Raw genomic sequence first — 19,311 nt, 5'->3', positions numbered from 1 at the left:
ATGTTTTCCTTTATTAAATGACTCCATATTATAGGAGCCATGTATTAAAATAGTTTATTTACCTAGTGTTTAATTTAGCTACCAACAATACGTAGCAATTGTCCACATAGCCATGCCATATAAGTACCTAATGCATAACCAAGTACTGCTAATAACACGCCAACAGGTGCAAGCGATGGGTGGAAAGCCGATGCAATAACAGGAGCAGATGCAGCCCCTCCAATATTAGCTTTACTACCTACTGCTAAGTAAAATACAGGGGCTTTTATCATTTTTCCTACAGCAAACAATAATATTACGTGAATTGCCATCCAAATAAGACCGATGACTACATACTTAGGTGCTTCAGCAATTTGAGCAATATCCATATGTAGACCGATAGTTGCCACTAAAATATATAAGAAACTACTACCTACTTTTGACGCACCAACAGATTCTAGCTGCCTTGCTTTGGTAAAAGATAACGTTAAACCTATGGTAGTTACCATGACGATGATCCAAAATAGTTTACTATGTAAACTAAACTTTTTAAGTTCTGGGAAGTTAGTTTGGAAGTAAGGTACAAGGAAATCAGCGGCTAAGTGAGCAAATCCTGCTGCACCAAAAGCAACCGCGATAATAAGCATAAAGTCTTTTAACTCTGGCATGCGTTTATTATTACGCTCGTATTCTTCAACTTTGGCAATTAATTTATCAATACCTGAGGTATCAGCACCACTTTTAGCGTCTATCGCTTTGTGATTTGCCGCAATATACAGTAAACCTGCCATCCAAAGATTGGCAACAACAATATCAACCGTCACCATAATGGTAAAAATTTTACCATCAGCTTCATAAATCTCTTTCATGGCCAACATGTTGGCACCACCGCCAATCCAACTACCCGCAAGTGCAGCCATACCACGCCAAACAGCATCTGGGCCTGTAACACCGATAAGATCAGGCCATATTGCTGAAACAGCTAACAAGGCAAGCGGTCCACCAATAACAACGCCAATAGTGCCTGTTAAGAACATAATAATAGCTTTACTACCTAAACCAGCAATCGCCTTAATATCAATACTTAACGTCAATAACACTAAACATGCAGGCAATAGATAATATTTAGCAACTTCATCAATTTGACTCACATCAGCACTAACAACACCAAAGGTATTAAGCAGAGATGGTAATAAATAGCACATGAGTAATGCTGGTACATACTTATAAAAGCGTTGCCAAAATGCATTTTGGCTATTAGACGTATAAAAAACAAAGCCTAATATTAACGCTAGTATTCCTAACACTACGTTGTCGTTAGTGATGAGTGGCGCGTTCGCCACGACTTGCTCTTGCATTGGTTAACCTTTTTATTTTAATTAATGTAATACAGTTTCTTGAATATTAATTTTATCTAATTGCAATTTAAGGAGTTTTGCGGCGGGATCTTTAGGACATTGTTCAACAAAATAGCGATAATCATCAACGGCAACGTTAAAACAATCTAATTGGTGTAGTAAATAGCCTCTATCTCGCCTTTGAAGTGGATCATCAGGTGTTAGCGCTAATATTACGTCAACACAACGTAACGCTTTATCAAAGGCTTTCTCTTTGATTAAAGCGTTTTTAAATGCCGTTAAATGTTCAACTAACACGGCTTCACTTTCAACACTGGCTAATTCATGTTGAGTAGGATCTCCGTTTAACTCGTCTAGGCGTAAGTCAAGCTCACTCCAGTTAAGCGACTCCCCTGTCGTTGCGTCAAATATAATTGCGTATTTTTCATCACAACATATTCTTACCATCATTTTATTGGGTATATATACTAAGTCAGTTTCAAAACCACAAGCGTTGATAATTTCACATATTATAACGGCTTTAAGTACAGGAGACATTAAGCGACTATTAATACCTGAAACAACGCAAAATGCCTCTATAGGGTAAATTTTGCGAAACTTATCAACAAATAAATGTTGAAAATAGAGTTCATTTAATAAAATTTCAGCTCTATCTAAAGGTGACTCTATCTCCTCAATAACCGCTTGGCATTGTTTAATAATCATCTCTAAACCATCTAAAGACGTATCAGAGGCTACATCATTATGGCTAGGGGATTGCTTGGCAAGAATAAAATCTTCCAGTAACACCATCATTTGAAGTAGATCTTTTTCGGTCGAATTTATTTCAGACAACAACAATTCGTTCATAACACCTCTGCTGAATATCAGCGACTTCCTATTTAAATTAATGAGTTAATTAAATTGCAATAAATACTATTTAAAAGAACATTGCTTCACGAGTAACCGCTAATCTATAAATAAGCATTATCCAGCCCATAGCGCCTAAATAACCAATAATTTGCATGCTTTTATTACGCGCTAATTTTAGAGTGAAGTAACCCGTAAAAATATAAGCAACGACTGCCAGTAATTTTTCACCTAACCATAAGTGTTCAAAAGGACTCATACTATATTGATATGCCATCAAAATACCAACACTTAATAACAGGGTATCAATAATATGCGGGGTAATTTTCACCCACTTTTTTTGCAACTGACTTGAGCCAATTAATAGCCATATAAAACGTAAAGTAAATAAGCTGACACTTAACAATGCAAGCGTCATATGAAGATGTTTAAACATTAAAAATTCCTTGATATTAAAGAGGTTAACTAATAATTTGAATAAATCGCCCAGCTTATTCTATCTTGACCATTTAAATCTGTAACAGTTTGTGCATTTTGATAACCAAAGCCTGTCAATATATCACAAACTAATTCACCTTGTGCAAAACCATGTTCAATAAACAAAGCACCGTTCGTTTTTAAGTGTTGTTTGGCATTTTCTATAATGATTTTTATATCTTTTAACCCTTGTTCATCGGCGACTAAAGCTGATTTAGGTTCAAACCTAACATCACCTTGAGCTAAATGCTCATCTTGCTCATCAATATAAGGTGGGTTAGAAACTATAAGGTCGTATTTTTTATCTTCTGCTACATTACTATACCAATCACTTTGAAAAACCTGCACATTAGTTAAGTTTAATTGTTGTGAATTAAGTTTCGCTAAACTTACTGCTTCAGAGCTAAAGTCCACAGCATCAAAATGCCAGCTAGGATTTTCAGAAGCTAGCGCAAGTGCAATAGCACCTGTTCCAGTTCCTAAGTCTAAACAATGAAGGGCTTGCTGAGATTGATATAATTCAAGAACCAACTCAACCAGTGTTTCAGTATCAGGTCGAGGTATTAAGGTTGCAGGTGAAACAAGTAACGGCAAAGACCAGAACTCTTTAGTTCCTACAATATAGGCAATAGGCTCGCCCTTAATTCTACGATTTAATAGTTCAATGAACTTTTCGTACTCACTAAGTGAAAGCTTTTTTTCAGGCCAAGTTAATAGGTAACTAAGGTCTTTGTTAATGACATGGCAGATTAAAATATTACTGTCTAATTGCGCGCTATCTGACAGTGACAACAATTGTTGTTTGCCATATTCAGATAACGCTGCAATTGAAGGAACGTCAACAGACATAAAAACGTTATTCTTGCTCTGCAAGCTCTGCTAATAAATCAGCTTGGTTCTCTTGCATGATAGGCTCCATTACTAATTGTAAATTACCTTCCATGATTTCATTTAAACGATATAACGTTAGGTTAATGCGATGATCACTCATACGACCTTGAGGGAAGTTATAGGTACGTATACGTTCAGAGCGATCTCCACTTGCCACTAAACTACGACGAGATGACTCTTCTTCGCTACGACGTTTTTCATCTTCAGCTTGTTGTAAACGAGCTTGCAAAACTGACATAGCTTGCGCTCTGTTCTTATGCTGTGAACGCTGATCTTGACACTCAACCACAACGCCCGTAGGGATATGCGTAATACGTATTGCAGAATCCGTTTTGTTTACGTGCTGACCACCAGCACCAGAAGCTCTAAAAGTATCAACCTTTAAATCAGCTTTGTTAATTTCAATGGCTTGCGATTCAGGAATTTCTGGCATAACAACTACAGTACAAGCCGAAGTATGCACACGACCCTGCGATTCAGTTTCAGGCACACGTTGTACACGATGGCCTCCTGATTCAAACTTCATCTGACCGTAAACACCTTCACCATTAACCTTCAAGATTAATTCTTTATATCCGCCCTGCTCACTTTCGTTACTGTTCATGACTTCAACTTTCCAGCCCTGCTTTTCTGCATAACGGCTGTACATTCTAAATAAGTCACCAACAAAAATAGCGGCTTCATCTCCACCTGCACCGGCTCTGATTTCAACAAAACAGTTGTTATCATCGTTCGGATCACGAGGCAGTAATAAAATCTGTAATTGATCCGCGATTTCTGCAACCGCTTTTTTAGCGTCTTTAAACTCTTCTTGAGCCATTTCTCGCATGTCAGGATCATCATCTTTTAACATCATTTCAGCCGTTGCAAAATCCTCTTCTGCATTTTTATAGCTGTTAAACGTTTGTGTAACTTCTTCAAGTTGCTTGAACTCTTGAGACAATGTACGAAACTTATCCTGATTACTAATAGTCTCGGGATCAGATAATAGGGCTTGTACTTCTTCGAAACGCTCGACTAATACTTCGAGTTTTTGATAAACAGAGGCTTTCATGAATAATTTCTTATCTTTTAAACAGGTAACGGTCAATTGTTGTTTTAACAATTAACAAAAATTGTCGTTATTCTAACACAGTAATGTTGCGAATGAATATTTACGGAAAGATTTTAATTGGAAAGTCGCCAAAAGCGATAAACTCACTAGATTATAATAATTTATTTTAATCTTGTTGATCTATTTGAAAGATATCACGCAAATAAAGCAGTTTATCTAACTCACCGCCTTGCGCAGCTGACTGCAAAGCACTTGTTGGAGCATGCATAAACTTATTTGACAACTTAGTGGCTAATTCAGCAACAACCGCCTCTGAGTTTTTACCATTTTTTAATTGCACTAAGGCTTTTTCAAGTAATTGATCTCGATGTGCTAGACATTGCTTACGATAACTAATCACCGTATCTTGGGTATTTAACCCTCGAAGCCATGACATAAAGCTGTCAGACTGAGTGTTTACTATACCTTCAGCTTGAACAGCTGCCTTTCGACGATTCTCAATATTTTTTGCAATAATACTTTGTAAGTCGTCAACCGTATAAAGAAACACATCTTCTAACTCTGATACTTGTTCTTCTATATCTCTTGGAACGGCTAAATCAACCATAAAAATAGGTTTATGCTTGCGTGTAATTAACGCTTGTTCAACCATACCTTTACCGATAATCGGTAAAGTAGAGCCTGTCGAACTTATAACGATATCTGCATGACACATTTGCTCTGGAATTTGTGCTAATGTGATTACCTCAGCACCTATTTGTTTTGCCATGTTTTCAGCACGAGCAATCGTTCGGTTTGCTACCGTAATTTTACCCACATTATTTTCATATAAATGTTTAGCAACTAATTCAATGGTCTCACCGGCACCAACAAGAAGAACTCTTGCTTTTTCAAGACTAGCAAAGATGTGTTTTGCTAAATTAACAGAAGCAAAGGCAACTGATACCGCACTTGTGCCAATTTCGGTTTCTGTGCGAACTTGCTTAGCAACACCAAATGTTCGTTGAAATAACCTGTCCATGACTAAAGCCATTGAGCCAGCTGCTTTTGCTTGACTATAGGCTTGCTTCATTTGACCTAGAATTTGTGGTTCACCCAGCACTAATGAATCAAGACCACAAGCAACGCGCATCATATGATTAACGGCTTGCTGGTCTTGGTGCCAATAAAGGCTAGGTAAAATAGTTGAGGCTGGAACATTATGATAATTTTCTAACCATTGAACTAACCGTTCTTGAGTCTGTTCAACATCACCGTCTTGCACTAAATATAATTCAGTACGGTTACAGGTAGAAAGTATGGCTACTTCTTTACATTGAACTTCGTTCAACATTTCTTGTAATGCTATAGAGAGATTATCTGGGTTAAAAGATATTTTTTCTCTGACAGCAACGGGAGCAGTTTTATGATTGATTCCAACGGCAACAATGGACAAAATAATTAACCTATCTTTCTAAGTAGAGAGTATCTATCAATACCCGCTACATTTAATCTTTATGCTATTTAATGCTTTGATGTGATTAAAATCACTCTAATGAATCTAGCAAAGCTGTATAAAATTATCTATTTGTGCATTATACCCCAGTCATCAGGGTATTTCTTTATTATTACTCAGCTTTTATCAATAAACCATGATCTGTGATAAAAACTACATAGATTATAACAACTCACTGATCACACCATAACCTTGAACATCTCTAAGGCCTGTGTTCCAATAGTCAAAATGACCCAGTAAAATTTTCTTATGACTAACCTGATCCCTAATAACTAACATGATCCCTAATCATTGCATTACCACTTTAGTAAAAACATCTTTTTCTTTTCTTATTCTATTTATTACTGCCTGCTCGACAGTTCAGACTGAACAGTCCCTTGTGACTAATGTATCTGCTCAACAGCGAGTTAAGCAGATAGACATCATTTCACAATGGAAATTATCAGGAAAAATAGCTTTTTTACAAGGTGATAGTCGCGAAAGAGCAAATATTTATTGGTCAATTGATGAAAGCATTCCAAGTCAAAAACTTAATTTATCAAGTTACCTAGGCATTAACATTTTACAGCTTAATTCTAAAAAAGATCATCACACAATAAAGCTAGATGGAAAACAATATAATGGTGATAATCTTGATTACCTCATAGAAGAGTTAACAGGGTTAACTTTGCCCACACAAGCGTTAAAATATTGGTTAAAAGGTATCCCTTATAGTAATACTAAAGACTCGATAACGTTTGATGCACAAACTGGTTTTCCAAAATCACTACAAAGTTCTCTAGTCAATAGTTATGGACAAGAGCAGCAGTGGCTTATCAACTATAGCCGATACAAAATGGTTAATAATATCGCTTTGGCAACCAAGTTTACTATTAAAACCCAAGACTTAACGATTAGAATAGCAATCGATAAATGGCAACTTAATACATAAAGAATCACGATATGACTTCGTATATTAATCAAACATTTGAACTACCTTCCCCTGCTAAATTAAATCTCTTCCTCCACATAATAGGCAGGCGTCCTGATGGATATCATGAATTAGAAACCTTATTTCAGTTTCTTGAATATGGCGACACCTTAACGTTAGAAATAACCAATGATAATAAAATTAATTTACTGACCCCCATTAAAGGTGTCGCAAAAAAAGATAATCTAATTTACAAGGCTGCCCAACTTTTAAAAAATCATAGTAAATATCATGGCGAAAATACTTTAGGCGTGAATATCAGTATCAACAAAGTACTGCCAATGGGTGGCGGTTTAGGTGGCGGTTCTTCCAACGCAGCCACCATATTACTTGCCTTGAACACACTATGGCAATGCGAGCTTTCAACTGAAGAGCTAGCCGAACTAGGTTTATCTTTAGGTGCTGATGTCCCCATTTTTGTCCATGGTTATTCCGCCTTTGCAAAAGGAGTTGGAGAAAAACTGATAACAAAACATCCTGAAGAAAGTTGGTATTTAGTGAGCAAACCTAATTGTAGTATATCAACACAAAGTGTGTTTACTGCATCAGATCTACCTCGTAATAGCCCCCCACTTACATCAGATGAATTAATGCACGATGTTTTTGCTAATGATATATTCCATAATGATTGTCAAACCATGGTAATTAATCACTACAGTGAGGTTGCCAAGCTACTGGCTTGGTTGATAGAATACGCGCCGTCAAGAATGACAGGAACGGGTGCATGTATTTTCACGCGATGTTCAAGTCAATCAATGGCGCGCGATTTACAAGCAAAACTCCCAAAAGGAATTAGCTCATTTATCGCTAAAGGGGCTAATAAATCTCCTTTACTAAGTAAAATGGAAAGTTATCAATTGCGCTAAATTGATAAAAGAATACTGAAAAGTTTACTGGAGATAATTTGCGAAGTACTTTGATCGCTTCTAAAGTTAACTCTGTTTTAGTAGTGTTTGAGTGCCATTACCAAAGTGCATTCAAGTATAATATTAATGTCAAAAGTTTCTGAGGAACTGACTGTGCCTGACATGAAGATCTTTGCGGGTAATGCCACCCCTGAACTGGCCAAAGAAATTGCTAATCGCTTATATATTACTTTAGGCGAAGCCAAAGTAGGTAGTTTTAGTGATGGTGAAATTAGCTTTGAAATCACGGAAAATGTTCGTGGTTCAGATGTATTCATTGTGCAATCAACATGCGCTCCAACCAATGATAACCTAATGGAGTTAATCGTAATGATTGACGCTTTACGTCGTGCTTCAGCAGGTCGTATTACCGCCGTTATTCCTTACTTTGGTTATGCTCGCCAAGATAGACGCGTACGAAGTGCTCGTGTACCAATTACGGCTAAAGTTGTTGCAGACTTTTTATCAAGTGTTGGTGTAGACCGCGTATTAACAGTAGACTTACACGCAGAACAAATTCAAGGTTTCTTTGATGTACCTGTTGATAACGTGTTTGGTACGCCTATTCTTTTAGAAGACATGAAAAACCGTGAATTAGACAATCCTGTTGTCGTATCTCCTGACATTGGCGGTGTAGTACGTGCTCGTGCTGTAGCCAAGTTGCTTGATGATACTGATTTAGCCATTATCGATAAACGTCGCCCTAAAGCAAACGTAGCACAAGTTATGCATATAATTGGTGAAGTTGAAGGTCGTGACTGTATTATTGTTGATGATATGATTGATACTGGCGGTACATTAGCAAAAGCCGCTGAAGCGTTAAAAGAGCACGGTGCAAAACGAGTTATTGCTTATGCTACTCATCCAGTTCTTTCAGGTAACGCTGCTGAAAACCTTAAAAATTCTGTGATTGATGAAGTGGTCGTAACCGACTCAATTCCTCTGTCAAAAGAAATTAAAAAACTTAAAATGGTTCGCCAATTAACGTTAAGCGGCATGTTAAGTGAAGCGATTCGTCGCGTTTGTAACGAAGAATCTATTTCTGCGATGTTTGAAAACTCATAACATCACTTGAAACGAATGATTAGACCTAAAAGCCAACAATTGATGTTGGCTTTTTAATACCCTACCCTTTTTAAACCAGCCTCTTGATTATCGTCTATTACAGATAAAATCACCTCTACAAATTAATTTATCAATAACCCAACATTCAATAGCTTTACTCGTAATGAAGTGTTATTATTCGGCGCCTTTTTTATCTGAAGCATTTTCTTTTTAACTTATTATTAAGAATTTTATTTTCGAAAAAGAGCATATTTCCTTGTTTTTGGTCGCAAAAAACAAGGGCTAATTTTAGTTTATATAAAAGAGTATTAAACAATGACTGATTTATTTACTTTGGAAGCAGAAGTACGTACAGACCTAGGGAAAGGTGCGAGCCGCCGCCTACGTCACGCGAATAAAGTTCCTGCAATCCTTTACGGCGAAGGCCAAGACCCTGTTTCTTTAACGTTAGAGCACAAAAATGTTTACCGTGCACAACAAGAAGAAGCTTTTTACTCTCACGTTTTAACATTAAACGTTGACGGTAAAGCTGTTGAATGTCTAATCAAAGACATGCAACGTCACCCGTTCAAAGACGTAATCATGCACTTAGATTTCATCCGTATCGATGCTAAGCACGTTGTTCACACAAATGTTCCTGTTCACTTCTTAAACGAAGATGTAGCAGCGAAAACAGGTGCTAACATTGCTCATCACATCAATGAAATTGCTATTTCTTGTTTACCAAAAGACTTACCTGAGTACATTGAAATTGACTTAGCGGCACTTGAAGTTGGTCAAACATTACATTTATCGGACGTAGTATTCCCTAAGGGCGTTACTTCTGATGAATTAGAAAAAGGTGAAAATCACGACCAAGCAGTTGTTTCTGCAAATGCTCCGAAAGGTAAAGCAAGTGATGAAGAAGAAGCTGAAGAAGAACCTGCAGCTGAATAATAGTTTTAATATATTTATTTAATGTAAAATAATGACTATTAAACTAATTGCGGGGCTTGGTAATCCAGGCCCCGAATATACAAGAACTCGCCACAATGCTGGTGTCTGGTTTGTTGAAGAACTGGCACGACGCAACAATATAACACTTCGTCCTGAAAAAAAATATTCTGGTTTATATGGTAAAGGCATCATAGGTAATGATGTTGTTCATTTATTGATCCCTACTACTTTTATGAATCGTAGCGGTCATTCAGTAGCACCATTAGCTAATTTTTTCCGTATTGAGGTAGATAACATTTTAATCGCACACGATGAAATGGACATGCTGCCTGGAAGTGTAAAAATAAAACAAGGTGGAGGTCATGGTGGTCATAATGGACTAAAAGACATTATTGCTTGCATGGCAAATAATAAAAATTTTTATCGACTAAGAATTGGCATTGGGCATCCAGGTCACAAAGATAAAGTAACAGGCCATGTCTTAGGTAAAGCGCCAGCAACAGAACAAGCACATATCGACGACGCTGTTGATGAAGCGAGTCGTTGCTTTGAAGTCTGGCAAAAAGAGGGGTTAACCAAAGCCCAACAACGCTTACACGCTTTTAAAGCGCAATAAAGACACTCTTTCTCTCATGGTTTAGTAACGATGAGTAAACATAATACAAATAACTGTAGGTAATAATTATGGGATTTAAATGTGGAATTGTCGGTTTACCCAATGTAGGGAAATCAACTCTGTTTAACGCACTCACCAAAGCAGGTATAGAAGCAGCTAACTTCCCGTTCTGTACAATTGAACCGAATACAGGTGTCGTTCCTGTTCCTGATCCTCGTTTAGACAAGTTAGCAGCAATTGTGAACCCTGAACGAGTATTGCCTACCACAATGGAATTTGTAGATATTGCAGGTTTAGTTGCAGGGGCTTCAAAAGGTGAAGGTTTAGGTAATAAATTTTTAGCGAATATTCGTGAAACAGATGCTATTGGTCATGTTGTTCGCTGTTTTGAAAACGACAATATTATCCATGTTGCCAATAAAATCAGCCCTACCGATGATATTGACGTTATTAACACTGAGTTAGCCTTGGCAGATATGGACACTGCAGAAAGAGCGATTCTTCGTCAAACCAAACGGGCTAAAGGCGGCGATAAAGAGGCTAAATTTGAATTACCTGTTCTAGAAAAGATTCTTAAACATGTTGAAGAAGGTAATATGATACGTTCTTTAGAACTATCAGTAGAAGAGTTAGCCGCGGTTAGATACCTTAACTTTTTAACAGTTAAACCAACCATGTATATCGCCAATGTTAATGATGACGGTTTTGAAAACAACCCTTACTTAGATACCGTTAAAGAAATAGCTGAAAAAGAAGGCGCAGTAGTTGTTGCTGTTTGTGCTGAAATTGAAGGCGAGCTGTCTGAAATGGATGAAGAAGATCGCATTGAGTTTATGGCGGAAATGGGCTTAGAAGAGCCTGGTCTTAATCGAGTAATTAACTCTGGTTACGGTTTATTAAGCTTACAGACTTATTTCACTGCGGGTGTTAAAGAAGTAAGAGCATGGACAGTAAAACAAAATGCAACCGCTCCACAGGCCGCTGGTGTAATTCATACAGATTTTGAAAAAGGCTTTATTCGAGCAGAAGTGGTTAGTTATGATGACTTTATTCAATATAACGGAGAATCTGGTGCTAAAGAAGCCGGTAAATGGCGACTTGAAGGGAAAGATTATTTAGTTAAAGATGGTGATGTTGTTCACTTTAGATTTAACGTTTAGGCTCATATGATGTGAACTTAAGTGTCTTTTACAAAAGCTAACTGAAATCAGTTAGCTTTTTTTATATCTAAAATCCAATAAGTTAAGCGAATGTAAACAACATGTCGATAAAAAGTATACCTGCACAATAACTCCTAAAAAACACTAATAAACTCTTGTTTTACAACTTATTTTACATACAATCGTTTATGAAAAACCGCATAAGGCTAGAACCTAACATCATTATATTTAATGTATTCAAATATTAAATATAAATTATGGTCTACACTTTCTGTGTAATAAGAAATTCTTAAAATATAAATAACAAGGGTGAATAATGAAAAAAATTCTTTTACTTTCTGCGTTAATTGCAACAGGTGCTTTCACTGCATTACCAGCTAAAGCAGATAACATGACACTGCGTATTTGTGAGTATGTGCAAGCTAATGATAAAAGTCGCTTAAGATCTTTCTTAAAGCAAAATAAATTAAAAATCCGTAATATTTATGATGGATTAGAATGTAATGGCGATAATTTGCTGATTTTTGCAGCCAAGTCAAAAGCACTTGAAGTGGGTGAGTTTATTATAGGTAAATTACCTTCAAAGAAGGTAAAACCTGAAATAGAGAACCTAGCAAAACATTCTGCGCATTTAGCGGAAGAAGCTAAAGAGAGATAATACCTCTCAATTTCAAGAAAACGAATAACCAATAACTGGTTATTCGTTTTTTTTAAACTTTTATTGCATAGTTATCGGTCAAATTGCACACGCAATAGCCAAACAAACAAAAAGTGCTAAATTTTATAAAAAAACGGTTGACGTATGCCAAGCAGATTTGCATAATACGCGCCACTTGCTACAGAGCAGGTTGGTAAGGCTACATAGCTCAGTTGGTTAGAGCACATCACTCATAATGATGGGGTCCCAGGTTCAAATCCCGGTGTAGCCACCATTTAGAAATGCGGGAGTGGCGGAATTGGTAGACGCGCTGGATTTAGGTTCCAGTATCTATGATGTGAGAGTTCAAGTCTCTCCTCCCGTACCATTTCTAACAACATCAGTTGTAAAACAGTAAGTACATTGCAGGGGTATAGCCAAGCGGTAAGGCAGCGGGTTTTGATCCCGTCATTCAGAGGTTCAAATCCTCTTACCCCTGCCACTTCTTTTAGAAAGAACTCAATGTAATTACAAATTTCTGCAGGGGTATAGCCAAGCGGTAAGGCAGCGGGTTTTGATCCCGTCATTCAGAGGTTCAAATCCTCTTACCCCTGCCACTTTCTTTCCTAAGAAAACATTAACCGAATCGAAAGTGAAAAAGATACACTACTAATCTATTATTAGTTCTGCATCTTAAGTTAAAGTTTCTTTAAAAACTTATTACCTATGCGGAAGTCTCTGAATTGGTAGACGCGCTGCTTATATTAGGTATACACGGTTACAGTACCTTTGATACAAGAGTTCAAGTCTCTTTAAAAACTTACTACCTGTGCGGGAGTGGCGGAATTGGTAGACGCGCTGGATTTAGGTTCCAGTATCTTTGATGTGAGAGTTCAAGTCTCTCCTCCCGTACCATTTCTCAATGCTATTCGATTGCTTCAATTAAAAGAACTGCCTTACATTAATTACCATATAATACTTCCATTACACTATTTCTCTAGCTAAATACTTTATCGTAGCATTAATTTATGGCGGAATTAGTAGACGCGCTGCTTATATTAGACATGTACGGTTCCAGTATCTTTGATGTGAGAGTTCAAGTCTCTCCTCCCGTACCATTTCTCATGGCTTTTCAATTAATTACTTCAATCTTTTTATAGTCTGTTTTTAAAATAGCTATAAACTCATTGTTATGGCGGAATTGGTAGACGGGCTGCTTATATTAGACATGTACGGTTCCAGTATCTTTGATATGAGAGTTCAGGCTTATGCTTACATTTAAATAGCCATTGCCCGAAGATATGAGGCTAAAATTCCTTCATTCTGCGTTAAAAGCTACTGATGTAGCTGGCTAAATTATGCAACTTTTCCTTGATGAAAGGGTTTTACCTCCCAGCTGAATGCTTAAAAAGGTTTAAAGGCCGCATGCGTACGCAAGCGCTTTACTTTTTACCGTAGTGTTCAAGAAAGGTAGTTTATTCAGTGCCATAAAAGCACCGTTTCGAGCCACTTTAACCAGTGAAGATGGGTGACTAAATGATGCATATAAAGCATCCATTGTTGTCATCATTAATAGATTATCTGCTCTTCTGGCTTTTTCATAACGCGACAAAATAGCGGGTTCATACCAGTTTTCTGAGTTAGCAATAGCATTTGCTATAACGGTTTGCAGTGCTTTAACATCTTTAAAGCCAAGATTAACCCCTTGGCCTGCTAAAGGATTAATGGTATGCGCAGCGTCTCCAAGCAGTAATACACGGTGCTTTTGATATTGATTAGCATGACGTCTTGTTAAAGGAAACGCGGCTTTATCAATAACATTAATCGCACCTAATCGTTTTGGAAAATGCTCAAACACAGCTTGCTGAAGTTGTTTATTACTCATTGATGATAATTGTTTAATTTTTTCTTTACTGTCATACCATACTAGTGAAGCATAACCTCCTTGCTCACTTTGCCCCGATAAGGGTAAAAATGCTACCGGACCAGAGGGTAAAAACTGCTGCCATGTAATATCTTGCTGTAATAACACTGTTTCTACATTAATTAGCATCGCGGATTGTTGATAATCCCAACCTGTAATACCAATACCTGCTTGTGAACGTACAATTGAATTAGCACCATCAGCGCCGACAATTAACTTTGCCAATAATGTCGTTTTTGAAAGGTGTACCTCACTATGTTCTTCAAATTGCTCAATACTTTGTAACGTATCAGGGCAATATAGAGTAATACTTTTATGGTTTATCATTTGCTGCCACAAAGAAAGCTGTATTACTCGGTTTTCTATAATGTGACCCAAGTTTTCTGTATTGATTTCTGTTGCATCAAATTCAACATAACTATTTTCACTTTCCCAAACTCCTAACCGCTTATATGGGCATGAACGCCATTGGCTAATTTGAGGCCAACACTCAAGTTGAGTCAATAAGTGTTGTGAAGCTAAAGAGATGGCAGAAACGCGAAGATCATGTGATTGGGTACTTGAAAAAGGCTCAGCTACATACTTTTCGACAACGGCAACTTGTAACCCTAGATGAGCTAAAGCAAGAGCACTAGCGGCTCCAACCATTCCTCCTCCTACTACGACACAATCAAAACTTTCCATAAACAACACTTATTTACATGAATTCTCTATATGCATTCTACCGCTGATATTAAATAAATTCGATGTATTTATTACCTCAAATATCTAAATTTATCAGCTAAAGTACCGGTAGGTTAAATGAACTTAATTCTGTATGTCGTAGTTATTTTTAATAAGTTAAAGGAAAAGTCGAAATCACCTATAAATTGGTATAAAATACGCCTCCATTTATCGGTGCTTGATTAATTTTTAACTAGTATCAACGAAAACCCCGATGACGTTTCATCAAAATAGAGTAGAAATAAATGAGTAAAAAGCTATATATAAAAACTTGGGGCTGTCAAATGAATGAGTATGACTCACAAAAGATGGCTGAACTGTTAGATTCAACCCACGGTTACGTTTTAGCTCAAGAGGCTGAAGATGCTGATGTTATTCTATTAAATACCTGTTCTATTCGTGAAAAAGCACAAGAAAAAGTTTTTCACCAATTAGGTCGTTGGAAAACTTTAAAAGACTCTAAACCTGAATTACTCATTGGTGTTGGTGGGTGTGTAGCTTCACAAGAAGGCGATGCCATTCGCCAACGTGCACCATTTGTCGATATGGTTTTTGGTCCGCAAACTTTGCACCGTCTTCCAGAAATGTTAAATCAACTCCAGCGTAGTAGCAGCCCAATTGTTGATGTTAGCTTTCCTGAAATAGAAAAATTTGACCGTCTTCCTGAGCCTAAAGCTGAAGGTGCGAGTGCTTTTGTATCAATTATGGAAGGGTGTAGTAAATATTGTACTTTCTGTGTTGTGCCATATACTCGTGGCGAAGAGGTTAGCAGACCATTAGATGATGTATTATATGAAATAGCTCAACTTGCCGAGCAAGGCGTTCGAGAAGTAAACCTATTAGGTCAAAACGTAAACGCCTATCGTGGTGAAATGCATGATGGCAGTATTTGTCGTTTTGCTGACTTAATTCGCTTAGTTGCGACTATCGATGGTATTGATCGTATTCGTTACACGACTTCTCATCCAGTAGAGTTTACTGATGACATTATCGATGCCTATGCAGACGTACCTGAGTTAGTAAACCACTTACATTTACCTGTTCAAAGTGGTGCAGATCGTATATTAACTCAAATGAAGCGTGGTCATACCGCCCTTGAGTACAAATCACAAATTCGCAAATTAAAAAAGGTTAGACCTGAACTTTGTATGTCATCTGACTTTATTATTGGTTTCCCAGGAGAAACTGATGAAGACTTCACTGCGACAATGGATCTAATTAAAGCTGTTGATTTTGATCTAAGTTTTAGCTTTATCTACAGTGCTCGCCCGGGTACACCTGCAGCTGATTTACCTGATGACATTAGTGATGAAACGAAGAAACAACGCTTACAAATATTACAAGACAGAATTAGCCAGCAAGCCCTTAGAATTGCTCGTCAAATGCTAAATACTGAACAACGCATTCTAGTTGAAGGTCCATCTAAAAAGAACCCGATGGAACTTCGAGGACGGACTGAAAATAATCGTATTGTGAACTTTGTTGCACCTCACAGTGTTATCGGGCAGTTTGTCGATGTTAAAATCACAGACGTATATTCAAACTCTTTGCGCGGTGAATTGATTCGTCAAGAAAGTGAAATGGGACTTCGCATTGCTCATTCTCCAGCTGATATTTTAGCAAACACACACCATAAAGCTAAACCAAGCAATCAAGACGAATTGGGTGTTGCAACATATACGCCCTAGCGCTTTATGACCTGAACGTAAATTAAACATTATTATTGGATAACAGATTGAATCAAGCCTACTCAAAAGCCACGAATAAAGCTAGCAAGCAGCAATTTGAATTATTGCCGGTAGATAACTACCGCCAAGCAAATTTAACCGGTCCAATGGACGATAATTTAAAAACTATCGAGCGCAGGTTAGGCGTTGAAATAAGCTATAGAGGGCATCATTTTACCGTTGTCGGTAATGAGCTAAATTGCTTAGCAGTTATCTCATTACTTAAAGATCTTTATATCGAAACACAAACGGTTAAAGGTCAAAGTAAACCCGTTACGCCTGAAATGGTTCATTTGGCGATTTTAGATGCAAAAGTATTAGAGCAAGACTGTAAATCATCTGCTGAACCTAAGCTTGATGAAAAGTACGATGACATGGTTACCATTAAAACAAAACGCGGCATGGTTAAACCACGAAATGGCAATCAACAAGACTACGTGCAAAACATTTTAACCAACGATATTAGTTTTGGTATTGGTGTTGCAGGTACTGGTAAGACTTATTTAGCTGTAGCTTGTGCTGTTGATGCGCTTGAACGTCAAGAAGTTCGACGTATATTACTAACTCGCCCTGCCGTAGAAGCTGGTGAAAAGCTTGGTTTTTTACCGGGTGACCTCTCTCAAAAAATAGACCCTTATTTAAGACCTTTATATGATGCATTATTTGAAATGCTCGGTTTTGAAAAGGTTGAAAAGCTGATTGAGCGTAATGTTATCGAGGTAGCTCCTCTTGCTTATATGCGAGGCAGAACACTGAATGATGCATTTGTCATTTTAGATGAAAGTCAAAATACTACCGTTGAGCAAATGAAAATGTTTCTAACCCGTATTGGCTTTAATTCTAGAGCGGTTATTACAGGTGATGTAACTCAAATAGATTTACCCCGTCACCAGTCATCTGGGTTAAGACATGCCATTGAAGTATTACAAGATATTGATGGTATTAGCTTTAATTTTTTCCAAGCTAAAGATGTTGTTAGACACCCAGTAGTCGCTCGAATAGTTGAAGCTTATGAAAGTCATGAACAAAAAGTAAATCGTCAGAAACAGCAAGCTAAAGCTGAACAAAAAGCTAAAGAATCAGTTAACAATTCAGTTAAAGAAATAAACGACCATCAATCAGAGCCTGATGATGAGTAATATTATTGATCTTCAACTGGCTTGCACAGATGAAAATTTACCGACTACTGATGACTTTCAACGTTGGGTTGATGCTGCATTATTAGCTGTATTCAATAATGAACCTTGCCATGAATTAACTATTAGGCTGGTAGATGAAGCAGAAATTCAACAATTGAACAGCCAATACCGCCATAAAGATAAAACAACAAACGTGTTATCTTTTCCTTTTGAGGTACCTGACGGCGTTGAATTAAATTTACTAGGCGATCTCATCATTTGTAGTCAAGTGGTTGCTGATGAAGCAAAAAGTCAAAATAAAGCATTATTTGAACATTGGGCGCATATGGTTATCCATGGGTGCTTGCATTTAGTTGGCTTTGATCATATAAGTGATACTGATGCACAAGAAATGGAATCTTTAGAAATTGCCATTTTAGCGAAGTTAGGGATAAATAATCCCTATTTAACTAATAATTAACCTTATTTCACCTATTATAGGATATCAAACTGCTCTATGAGCGATGACAACCCCCACTCGAGTAACGGCTCTGCCAATAAATCCATATTGAATAAAATTATTCAAGTATTCTCCTCAGAGCCGAAAAATAAAGATGAATTGGTCGAAGTCTTATTAGACGCCCAAGATCGTGAAGTAATCAACCCTGAAACCAAGCAAATGATTGAAGGGGTACTTGAAGTTTCAGAAATGAGAGTTCGAGACATTATGATACCTCGCTCTCAAATGGTCACCATTGACAGAAACCAAAACCTTGATGAGTTTTTACCTATCATTCTCGAGTCTGGTCACTCACGCTTTCCTGTAGTAAATGAAGATATTGACCATGTTGATGGCATTTTACTCGCCAAAGATTTACTCGCCTTTGGTTTTAATCAACAAACTGAGGAAAAGCTCAGTCTGCAAAGTATTATACGCCCTGCTATTATTGTTCCTGAAAGTAAAAAAGTAGAGCCGCTACTAAAAGAGTTTCGCTCTAATCGTTATCATATGGCACTCGTTGTCGATGAATATGGTGGTGTTTCAGGTGTCATTACAATTGAAGATATTTTAGAACAAATTGTCGGCGAAATTGAAGATGAAACCGATGATGATATCGAAGAAGATATCAAGCACCTTGCTGGAACCGTCTACCTTGTTAGAGCTTTAACTGAACTGGAAGATTTCAATGAGTTCTTTAACTGTGAGTTTGATGAAAATGACGCTGATACCATTGGTGGTATCGTACTGCATCAATTTAACCATATGCCGAAAAAAGGCGAGCATATCACGTTAGATAATTTCGAGTTTAAAGTACTCGCATCAGATAGTCGTCGTATGCAAACACTGCAAGTTACAGTAAATAAGTCCCACCAAATTAATGGCAAGATAAACGACTAACTTTTTATAATGCCTATTTTTATAATAT

The 19,311-nt window shown here is 37.3% G+C and carries 18 protein-coding genes and 5 tRNA genes; 16 read left to right on the top strand and 7 right to left on the bottom strand.

The window, feature by feature from the left end; genetic code table 11:
* Positions 1-74 precede the first annotated feature (74 nt).
* The 6 genes from D1094_RS13665 to hemA form a co-directional block, all read right to left on the bottom strand.
* Positions 75-1,337, bottom strand: a complete 1,263-nt coding sequence (locus D1094_RS13665; RefSeq protein WP_118960669.1) for a DUF819 domain-containing protein — start codon at positions 1,335-1,337, stop codon at positions 75-77.
* Between the two features lie 21 nt (positions 1,338-1,358).
* Entirely contained in the window at positions 1,359-2,186 is an 828-nt protein-coding gene (locus D1094_RS13660; RefSeq protein WP_118960668.1) for a tetratricopeptide repeat protein, read from the bottom strand.
* A gap of 70 nt (positions 2,187-2,256) precedes the next feature.
* Positions 2,257-2,622, bottom strand: coding sequence for a SirB2 family protein (locus D1094_RS13655; protein ID WP_118960667.1), 366 nt, complete (start codon positions 2,620-2,622; stop codon positions 2,257-2,259).
* A 29-nt stretch (positions 2,623-2,651) separates the two neighbouring features.
* The gene (gene prmC, locus D1094_RS13650; RefSeq protein ID WP_118960666.1) at positions 2,652-3,512 is read right to left on the bottom strand and encodes a peptide chain release factor N(5)-glutamine methyltransferase; all 861 of its coding nucleotides are present in this window, start codon (positions 3,510-3,512) and stop codon (positions 2,652-2,654) included.
* Positions 3,513-3,519: 7 nt separating this feature from the next.
* Positions 3,520-4,608: a peptide chain release factor 1 gene (gene prfA, locus D1094_RS13645; RefSeq protein WP_118960665.1), complete on the bottom strand. Its 1,089-nt coding sequence runs from the start codon at positions 4,606-4,608 to the stop codon at positions 3,520-3,522.
* A gap of 166 nt (positions 4,609-4,774) precedes the next feature.
* Complete coding sequence (gene hemA, locus D1094_RS13640) at positions 4,775-6,043, bottom strand: glutamyl-tRNA reductase (RefSeq protein ID WP_118960664.1); 1,269 nt, start codon at positions 6,041-6,043, stop codon at positions 4,775-4,777.
* 337 nt (positions 6,044-6,380) lie between these two features.
* Here hemA and lolB point away from each other — a divergent pair, with 337 nt between their 5' ends.
* The 12 genes from lolB to D1094_RS13580 all read left to right on the top strand — a co-directional run bounded on the left by lolB (position 6,381) and on the right by D1094_RS13580 (position 13,307).
* Entirely contained in the window at positions 6,381-7,034 is a 654-nt protein-coding gene (lolB, locus tag D1094_RS13635) for a lipoprotein insertase outer membrane protein LolB (protein WP_118960663.1), read from the top strand.
* Between the two features lie 11 nt (positions 7,035-7,045).
* Entirely contained in the window at positions 7,046-7,939 is an 894-nt protein-coding gene (gene ispE / locus D1094_RS13630) for a 4-(cytidine 5'-diphospho)-2-C-methyl-D-erythritol kinase (RefSeq protein ID WP_118960662.1), read from the top strand.
* A 153-nt stretch (positions 7,940-8,092) separates the two neighbouring features.
* Complete coding sequence (locus D1094_RS13625; protein WP_118960739.1) at positions 8,093-9,043, top strand: ribose-phosphate pyrophosphokinase; 951 nt, start codon at positions 8,093-8,095, stop codon at positions 9,041-9,043.
* A 315-nt stretch (positions 9,044-9,358) separates the two neighbouring features.
* Positions 9,359-9,979, top strand: a complete 621-nt coding sequence (locus D1094_RS13620) for a 50S ribosomal protein L25/general stress protein Ctc (protein ID WP_118960661.1) — start codon at positions 9,359-9,361, stop codon at positions 9,977-9,979.
* Between the two features lie 31 nt (positions 9,980-10,010).
* The gene (gene pth / locus D1094_RS13615) at positions 10,011-10,595 is read left to right on the top strand and encodes an aminoacyl-tRNA hydrolase (RefSeq protein ID WP_118960660.1); all 585 of its coding nucleotides are present in this window, start codon (positions 10,011-10,013) and stop codon (positions 10,593-10,595) included.
* A 68-nt stretch (positions 10,596-10,663) separates the two neighbouring features.
* Positions 10,664-11,755, top strand: coding sequence for a redox-regulated ATPase YchF (ychF, locus tag D1094_RS13610; protein ID WP_118960659.1), 1,092 nt, complete (start codon positions 10,664-10,666; stop codon positions 11,753-11,755).
* 316 nt (positions 11,756-12,071) lie between these two features.
* A complete protein-coding gene (locus D1094_RS13605) occupies positions 12,072-12,413 on the top strand; it encodes a DUF3718 domain-containing protein (protein ID WP_118960658.1) in 342 nt (113 codons plus the stop codon).
* Between the two features lie 197 nt (positions 12,414-12,610).
* Positions 12,611-12,687: transfer RNA gene (locus tag D1094_RS13600), tRNA-Met, on the top strand.
* A 9-nt stretch (positions 12,688-12,696) separates the two neighbouring features.
* Positions 12,697-12,780: transfer RNA gene (locus D1094_RS13595), tRNA-Leu, on the top strand.
* 39 nt (positions 12,781-12,819) lie between these two features.
* Positions 12,820-12,894 (top strand) — tRNA-Gln (locus D1094_RS13590).
* Between the two features lie 40 nt (positions 12,895-12,934).
* Positions 12,935-13,009 (top strand) — tRNA-Gln (locus D1094_RS13585).
* A 214-nt stretch (positions 13,010-13,223) separates the two neighbouring features.
* Positions 13,224-13,307 (top strand) — tRNA-Leu (locus D1094_RS13580).
* A gap of 499 nt (positions 13,308-13,806) precedes the next feature.
* Here the strand turns inward: D1094_RS13580 and D1094_RS13575 are convergent.
* The gene (locus D1094_RS13575; protein WP_118960657.1) at positions 13,807-15,000 is read right to left on the bottom strand and encodes an FAD-dependent oxidoreductase; all 1,194 of its coding nucleotides are present in this window, start codon (positions 14,998-15,000) and stop codon (positions 13,807-13,809) included.
* A 284-nt stretch (positions 15,001-15,284) separates the two neighbouring features.
* Between D1094_RS13575 and miaB the strand changes: the two genes are divergently transcribed.
* The 4 genes from miaB (at position 15,285) to D1094_RS13555 (ending at position 19,283) form a co-directional block, all read left to right on the top strand.
* Positions 15,285-16,727 carry a tRNA (N6-isopentenyl adenosine(37)-C2)-methylthiotransferase MiaB gene (miaB, locus tag D1094_RS13570; RefSeq protein ID WP_118960656.1) on the top strand — a complete coding sequence of 481 codons (1,443 nt, stop codon included), beginning with the start codon at positions 15,285-15,287 and terminating at the stop codon, positions 16,725-16,727.
* A gap of 146 nt (positions 16,728-16,873) precedes the next feature.
* Positions 16,874-17,905, top strand: a complete 1,032-nt coding sequence (locus D1094_RS13565; protein WP_118960738.1) for a PhoH family protein — start codon at positions 16,874-16,876, stop codon at positions 17,903-17,905.
* A complete protein-coding gene (gene ybeY, locus D1094_RS13560) occupies positions 17,898-18,365 on the top strand; it encodes an rRNA maturation RNase YbeY (RefSeq protein ID WP_118960655.1) in 468 nt (155 codons plus the stop codon). The genes D1094_RS13565 and ybeY overlap by 8 nt, the downstream gene beginning before the upstream one ends.
* Before the next feature lie 36 nt (positions 18,366-18,401).
* Positions 18,402-19,283, top strand: a complete 882-nt coding sequence (locus D1094_RS13555; protein ID WP_118960654.1) for an HlyC/CorC family transporter — start codon at positions 18,402-18,404, stop codon at positions 19,281-19,283.
* Positions 19,284-19,311 lie beyond the last annotated feature (28 nt).

It is taken from the genome of Colwellia sp. RSH04, assembly GCF_003545765.1.
Lineage (GTDB): Bacteria > Pseudomonadota > Gammaproteobacteria > Enterobacterales > Alteromonadaceae > Colwellia.
The sequence above is the reverse complement of the archived record's forward strand: the minus strand, read 5'-3'. Positions and strand labels throughout refer to the sequence as shown.

Coding starts and splice junctions, on each gene's coding strand:
- D1094_RS13620 (WP_118960661.1), top strand. CDS start 9,359: ATGACTGATTTATTTACTTTGGAAGCAGAAGTACGTACAGACCTAGGG.
- ispE (WP_118960662.1), top strand. CDS start 7,046: ATGACTTCGTATATTAATCAAACATTTGAACTACCTTCCCCTGCTAAA.
- D1094_RS13660 (WP_118960668.1), bottom strand. CDS start 2,186: ATGAACGAATTGTTGTTGTCTGAAATAAATTCGACCGAAAAAGATCTA.
- prfA (WP_118960665.1), bottom strand. CDS start 4,608: ATGAAAGCCTCTGTTTATCAAAAACTCGAAGTATTAGTCGAGCGTTTC.
- miaB (WP_118960656.1), top strand. CDS start 15,285: ATGAGTAAAAAGCTATATATAAAAACTTGGGGCTGTCAAATGAATGAG.
- D1094_RS13655 (WP_118960667.1), bottom strand. CDS start 2,622: ATGTTTAAACATCTTCATATGACGCTTGCATTGTTAAGTGTCAGCTTA.
- prmC (WP_118960666.1), bottom strand. CDS start 3,512: ATGTCTGTTGACGTTCCTTCAATTGCAGCGTTATCTGAATATGGCAAA.
- ybeY (WP_118960655.1), top strand. CDS start 17,898: ATGAGTAATATTATTGATCTTCAACTGGCTTGCACAGATGAAAATTTA.
- D1094_RS13565 (WP_118960738.1), top strand. CDS start 16,874: ATGGACGATAATTTAAAAACTATCGAGCGCAGGTTAGGCGTTGAAATA.
- D1094_RS13665 (WP_118960669.1), bottom strand. CDS start 1,337: ATGCAAGAGCAAGTCGTGGCGAACGCGCCACTCATCACTAACGACAAC.
- D1094_RS13605 (WP_118960658.1), top strand. CDS start 12,072: ATGAAAAAAATTCTTTTACTTTCTGCGTTAATTGCAACAGGTGCTTTC.
- D1094_RS13575 (WP_118960657.1), bottom strand. CDS start 15,000: ATGGAAAGTTTTGATTGTGTCGTAGTAGGAGGAGGAATGGTTGGAGCC.
- pth (WP_118960660.1), top strand. CDS start 10,011: ATGACTATTAAACTAATTGCGGGGCTTGGTAATCCAGGCCCCGAATAT.
- ychF (WP_118960659.1), top strand. CDS start 10,664: ATGGGATTTAAATGTGGAATTGTCGGTTTACCCAATGTAGGGAAATCA.
- D1094_RS13555 (WP_118960654.1), top strand. CDS start 18,402: ATGAGCGATGACAACCCCCACTCGAGTAACGGCTCTGCCAATAAATCC.
- lolB (WP_118960663.1), top strand. CDS start 6,381: ATGATCCCTAATCATTGCATTACCACTTTAGTAAAAACATCTTTTTCT.